General features: G+C 61.5%; 6 protein-coding genes. All 6 read right to left on the bottom strand.

Features of this window, described 5'->3' with window-relative positions; genetic code table 11:
* Positions 1-262: HEAT repeat domain-containing protein (locus tag ABHR75_RS07920; RefSeq protein WP_488212538.1), on the bottom strand; the 262-nt coding region annotated here is incomplete at its 3' end.
* A gap of 18 nt (positions 263-280) precedes the next feature.
* On the bottom strand, positions 281-706 hold the full coding sequence (locus tag ABHR75_RS07915; protein WP_346964050.1) for a hypothetical protein: 426 nt from the start codon (positions 704-706) through the stop codon (positions 281-283).
* A gap of 5 nt (positions 707-711) precedes the next feature.
* Positions 712-1,791, bottom strand: a complete 1,080-nt coding sequence (locus ABHR75_RS07910; protein WP_195232797.1) for an NAD(P)-dependent oxidoreductase — start codon at positions 1,789-1,791, stop codon at positions 712-714.
* 98 nt (positions 1,792-1,889) lie between these two features.
* Complete coding sequence (locus ABHR75_RS07905; protein ID WP_022094619.1) at positions 1,890-2,843, bottom strand: DegV family protein; 954 nt, start codon at positions 2,841-2,843, stop codon at positions 1,890-1,892.
* Positions 2,844-2,922: 79 nt separating this feature from the next.
* The gene (gene hpf / locus ABHR75_RS07900) at positions 2,923-3,507 is read right to left on the bottom strand and encodes a ribosome hibernation-promoting factor, HPF/YfiA family (protein WP_035137685.1); all 585 of its coding nucleotides are present in this window, start codon (positions 3,505-3,507) and stop codon (positions 2,923-2,925) included.
* A 316-nt stretch (positions 3,508-3,823) separates the two neighbouring features.
* Entirely contained in the window at positions 3,824-4,849 is a 1,026-nt protein-coding gene (locus ABHR75_RS07895; protein WP_346964055.1) for a substrate-binding periplasmic protein, read from the bottom strand.
* Positions 4,850-5,535: the final 686 nt, after the last annotated feature.

The following is a 5,535-nucleotide window of genomic DNA, read 5'->3' as shown; positions in this document are numbered from 1 at the left end:
CCGTCAGGGCATCGAGGGCCTCCCAGCGGGTCTGAGCCTCGGGGCGGTCGAGCGCCTCGATCAGCGCGGGCACGCAGGGCACGACGCGCTGGGGATCGCGCTCGGCAAGCAGATGCAGCACGCGGGCGGCAAACTGGCGGATGCGGCGCGTGGGGCAGCCGAGCTCCTGAACCAGGCGGTCGACGGCGTTCTCGTTCTCCTCTGCCAGCTGAAGCTGTGCCAGCTCCTCGTCGGTGAGCTGTTCGTCTTTGTTTTCTGCCATAGTTACCTCTTCTTACTATTACTTAGCGTGCTTGCCAGCACCCTTGCTGTCATCGGTGACCGAGATGAGCTGTCGGTCGGCCGCGCCATTGCGACGCGCACGGCGGCGTTCCTCAGCGTCGCCCGCGTCGGCGGCGGCGCGATGAGCCTTGTTGACGTTAAAGACCTCGTCGTGTTTGCGCCACGGACCGACGGACTCGCCAAAGCTCATCTTAAGACCGGCGATAAAGCCGCCGAGCCAGCCGATCGGCGCAAACTGCACCAGCGGGAACAGTGAGAACACCCAGGTCAGCAGGACGACTGCCGCCGCGCCTGCAAAGTTGGCAATCCAGTAGTCGCGCTTGGTGATGACGCGCTTTTCGCACGCCCACTGGCCGCACAAAAAGCCGATGTAGATCGCAAAGAGAAAGAGCACCAGCGCAAGCACCACGAACGTCCAGCTCATGGGCGCTACTCCCCGTGATGGTGGCCGCAGCAGCACTCGTGGCCGTCGTCATGGCCGTGGCCGCCGCAGCACTCGTGGTCCTCGCCATGGTGGTGGCCACAACCGCACTCGTGGTCGTCGCCATGTTCGCCGCAACCGCAGCCTTCCTCGTGAGCACCATGCTCCTCGGGACGATACTGCGACCAGTCAAGACCGGCGGCGATGGCGTCGGCCTCCTCCTTGTAGAGCACCGTGATGGCCTGGGTGCCCAGCTTGGCGCCACCGATGGCATCGAGCATGTCGTAGAGCGTAAAGGCCACGTCGGCGCCGGGCAGCGCAAGCTCGCGGTCGTCGGCATAGGCGAGCGCCAAGCGCAGGTCCTTGATGAAGTGCTCGACCATAAAGCCGGGCTTGTAATCGCCGTCGAGCGCCTTGGGCGCCAGACTCTCCATGGCGCCGGACTTGCCGGTACCGCCCAGAATCATCTGACGGGTCTTCTCCAGATCGAGGCCGCTCAGCTCGGCAAACGCCAGCGCATCGGCCATGCCGACCATGCAGGCGCCCAGCGACACCTGGTTGGCGAGCTTGGCAGCCTGGCCCTTGCCGGCGCCGTCGAAGCAGCAGATGGTTGCCGCAAAGGTGGAAAGGATATCGCGGACCGGGGCAATGTCGTTCTCGGTAGCGCCCACGATAGCCGTAAGCGTGCCGGCGATAGCACCCGACTCGCCGCCGGTGACGGGGCAGTCAAACGCCATGCGGCCGGAAACCTGGGCGGCCTCGGCAATGTCGCGCGCCAGCTCGGGCGAGCTCGTGGTGAGGTCGATCAGGACCGCGCCGGGCTTAGTGCACGCGAGCAGGCCGTCGCCCGCCAGGTAGAGCTCCTCGACCTCGGAGGGATAGCCCACCATGGTAAAGACGACGTCGGCGTTCGCCGCGGCATCTGCCGGCGTATCGGCCCAGACGGCACCGCGCTCAACGAGCGCTGCAGCCTTGGACTTGGTGCGGTTGTTGACCGTGACGGGATAGCCAGCGTCCAGAATGTGGCCGGCGATGGGGGCACCCATAATTCCGGTGCCGATGAATGCGACGGAGAGCTTGTTTGCCATGAAACCTTTCCTTTTGGGTTGGGTGTTGTTACCAGGTTGAATACTCGGTGCCAGCGTTTGGGCTGTGAGTCGAGGGCGATTACGGACGCAGCGCTTGCCTACTGACCGCGCACGCGGCGGGCGATACGGTCGGAAAGCGACGCCTTGTCGGCGCGGTTCTTACCCCAAAACGCGCAGCCCACCATGCCGGGGCCCACGTGCGAGCCGATGGTGGGACCCACGGAGCCGCGAATGATCGTGACGTCGGCGCAACCCTCCTCCTTGCGGATGGCGGCTTCGAGCCAGTCACCATCCTTTTCGGCATCGGCCGTCATGATGGCGATGGGCATGGTGCGATCGGGCACGTAGTTCTCGCGGAACGACTTGAGGATGGACTTGAGCGCCTTCTTGCGGCCGCGGTTGACGCCGATCAGCGACAGCGAGCCGGCCAGGTCGTAGGAGAGCTCGGGCTTGACGTCGAGCTTTGCCGTGAGCTGCGCCGCCGCGGGAGGAATGCGGCCGCCGGCAGCCAGTGCGTCGAAGCTCTCGAGCGTAAAGTAGCCGTGCACGTAGGTCTTTGCCTCGTTTGCCCAATCGACCAGCTGCTTGGCGGTCAGTCCCGCCGAACGCTGGCGCACGGCCTCGAGCGCCAAGAGCGCACCGGTCGCGCAGGGCAGAGCGTTGTCGACCACGTAGAGCTCAAAGTTGGGATACTCGGCGCGCACGACATCTGCCGCCTGGCACGCGGAGTTGTAGCTCGACGACAGCGCCGAGGTAAAGCACAGGTAGACCGTGGGCGTGCCCTCTTTGGCGCACTCGGTAAAAAACTCGATATAGCGACCGAGCGACACAGCCGAGGTGGACACGCGGGCACCGGCGCGCATGCGGTCGTAGAACTCCTTAGGGCTCATGCTCGACCAGATGTCGTCTGTGCGCTCCTCGCCATCGATAATGAAAGGGAAACCCAGGATATCGACATCGAGGTTCGCGGCGACCTCGGGGCTAAAGTCGCAGCAGGTATCGACGACGATGCGGCAACGGTTCGAATGACCGGCGGATGCGGCCTTGTCCATCAAAGCGACTCCTTACGTAAAAAGGCGGCCACCCGCATGGGATGGCCGCCAACCGTTAACTCATGCAAGTTAACGTATTTTACTCGTCAAGTGTTTCGATGCGGGGCTTGATGATGCCATATCCACCATTCTTACGGTGATACACCACATTGATGAGGCCAGTCGTCGCGTTCTCGAACACGTAGAAGTCGTGGCCGAGCAGATCTGTCTGCACCAGCGCCTGCTCCTCAGTCATCGGGGTGACATCGATGACCTTCTCGCGGACGAGCAGGTCGTCCTCCTCCTCGGGCAGCAGCAGGTCGGCCAGATCCTCGACGCGCTCGACCGGCGCAACATCCGCTGCACTGGCACCGCCCTGGCGGTTGTCCACGACCTTGGTCTTGAACTTGCGCAGCTGGCGGGTGACCTTATCGGCGGAGAGGTCGATGGCGGCGTACATATCTGCACCGTGCTCGGCAACGCGAATCACCGAACCGCGGGCACGAACCGTAACCTCGACGATTGCCGGGTTGGGGTTCGAGGGGTTCTTCTCATAGCGAAGTACAACGTCGACCGTCATGGGCTCGATATCGAAAACCTTGAGCGCCTCGCCGATCTTCTCATCCACGTGCGCACGCAGAGCATCGGTTACCGTCGTCTTGCGTCCAGAAACCTTGATATCCATACGTGGCTCCAATCTGCCTCGGGGACTTACTGTACTGGCTATGTACCCATTGCCGTGCATTTAATCACGCGGATTCCTAAAGACCCGAATAACGATTGCTTGATACCGCATACCGAAGTCTCGCACTTTTCTGTGGCAAAGTGCGCTATAGGAGGGGCCGGCGGCTTTGTATTTGGTCCCGAAAATTAGCTTTGACCTGCTGGTTTTATTGGGATGAAAAAGCCGGGCTCCCCTATTGGGGAAGCCCGGCAGTGCGTGTTGAAACCGTGAAGAAGTGTCCTTTCCAACGTATAGGAGACACCACCCCTAGCAATAACTAGCTATTGAGTTTGTTAATGTCGTCGTCGGTGATGGCGCCTTCCTGGCTGGACGATTTGTCCTCGGAGGATGCGGTCTCATTGTTGGAATCGGAGGACTCGCTGCCGGAGGACGTGGTCTCACTGGACTCAGAGTCACCCGGCTGCACGCTAGCGCCCGAAACCGTCTTAGTGGTGAGGTCGTAGGGCATCGTGCCATACCAGACAGAGTGGACCGCCTCGAGCGTACCGTCGACCGTGATGTCGTCGAGGGCATCGCTCACGGCACGGCACAGTTCGTCATTGGACGAGAGGCCCGCAACACCAAGCGTCGAGGGCGCCTCGAGCGCACCGACATAGGAGACCTCGCTCATCAGGCGTGCAAGGTAGCCGCCGGCCGTGGAGTCGCAGATCACATAGTCGACCTCGCCGGACTCGAGCGCCTCAAAGCACTCGTTGATGTTGGAGTAGGTCTTTTGGTTGGCGGTAATGTTCTGCTTAGCAAGCGCCTCCTGCGAGGCCGAGGACATCTGAACGCCCAGGGTGGACGTGTTAAGGGTATCGGTGGAAACGCTTAGCGACCCACCATCGCTAGTTTTACCGAACACGGAAGTGGCATCGTACAGGCAGGTGCCGAGCGAGCTAATGTCCCCGTCCGTGGAGTTAATCTCGCCGATAAAGATATCGGCCTTTTTGTCGCCGAGCGCGGAACCTGCCGAAGACGCATCGACAAAGGAGACCTTAAGGCCCATGCGGCTTGCGAGGGCGCGGGCGGCGTCAACCGCATACCCCGTGAGCTCGCCGTCGGCGTCCTGCATGGCCTGCGGCGCATCGGAAGTATCGAGGGCGACCGTCAGGGTTCCGGGAGTGACCAGGGCGTCGTCCGACACCGCCGGCGTGACGGTCTCGTACTCGATCTGGTCGATCGTGGGAGTCGTGAACGCAGACAGCGGGTTGAACGCGCATCCGCTCAGGCCCAAAACGGCGATGACCGCTGCGGTCCCAGCACCTAACCGAGCCGCGTGCATCAAGCTGCCCCTCACCATGTCCACTACCCTACCTTCTGTGTCGTATACGATCCGTGCGTTGCACGGAATATCAGGTTGTTCCCACCAGCTGACCTGGTATTTGACCCCACACTTGCGCACCGGGGTGTTTGCTCGGGAGGCCGCAGCCACCTTCACGACTGGCCCGCTCGCCCGCGAGGCGGTATTGCCCCAAAGAAAGTCGAACGGACGGTGCGGCTTACATCTAGGACGCGCCATGATCGCGCCGCGCGCACGCGGTCGCTTACGTGGATCCCTTTGACCGCGTCTGTCTTGGACTAGGACGGGCATTTCGTCCGTCCGCAACCACAGCCTGGCAGGAACGTAGCGCATTATAGCTAAGTTCAAGCTAAAGTTTAAGGTTAGGGGCGTTATTCGCATCGCGAGTACAGATTTCGCAGGTCAGGACGGACCGCACGTGCTCTGATTGAGCCCGTCGCTCCCCTATGGAAAGCCCCAACACACCCGTCTTAGGGCGCCGTGGCCAAAAAATAGCAAATATGAGTACTGTTACCAATTTAGTAGCAGGAGTTTTTGGCTCTGCAAGCTGTTTTCACGCTCTATAACGTCAGATTGATGCCAGGATATTCCACATTTGTTTAATAACTTGGTAGCGCGCAGAGATGTGGTGTAAGAGGCGGGGCATGCCCCGCCTCTTCTCTTTCTTGAAAGGGAGGGGACACCGC

Origin of the sequence: Collinsella aerofaciens (assembly GCF_039752955.1) — a bacterium.
GTDB classification, from domain to species: Bacteria; Actinomycetota; Coriobacteriia; order Coriobacteriales; family Coriobacteriaceae; genus Collinsella; species Collinsella aerofaciens_BI.
Note: the sequence above shows the minus strand (reverse complement) of the source record. Positions and strands in the feature narration are given on the sequence as shown.

Excerpts from the sequence above, each read along its gene's own strand:
- ABHR75_RS07905 (WP_022094619.1), bottom strand. The coding sequence starts at position 2,843 with ATGGACAAGGCCGCATCCGCCGGTCATTCGAACCGTTGCCGCATCGTC.
- ABHR75_RS07915 (WP_346964050.1), bottom strand. The coding sequence starts at position 706 with ATGAGCTGGACGTTCGTGGTGCTTGCGCTGGTGCTCTTTCTCTTTGCG.
- ABHR75_RS07895 (WP_346964055.1), bottom strand. The coding sequence starts at position 4,849 with ATGGTGAGGGGCAGCTTGATGCACGCGGCTCGGTTAGGTGCTGGGACC.
- hpf (WP_035137685.1), bottom strand. The coding sequence starts at position 3,507 with ATGGATATCAAGGTTTCTGGACGCAAGACGACGGTAACCGATGCTCTG.
- ABHR75_RS07910 (WP_195232797.1), bottom strand. The coding sequence starts at position 1,791 with ATGGCAAACAAGCTCTCCGTCGCATTCATCGGCACCGGAATTATGGGT.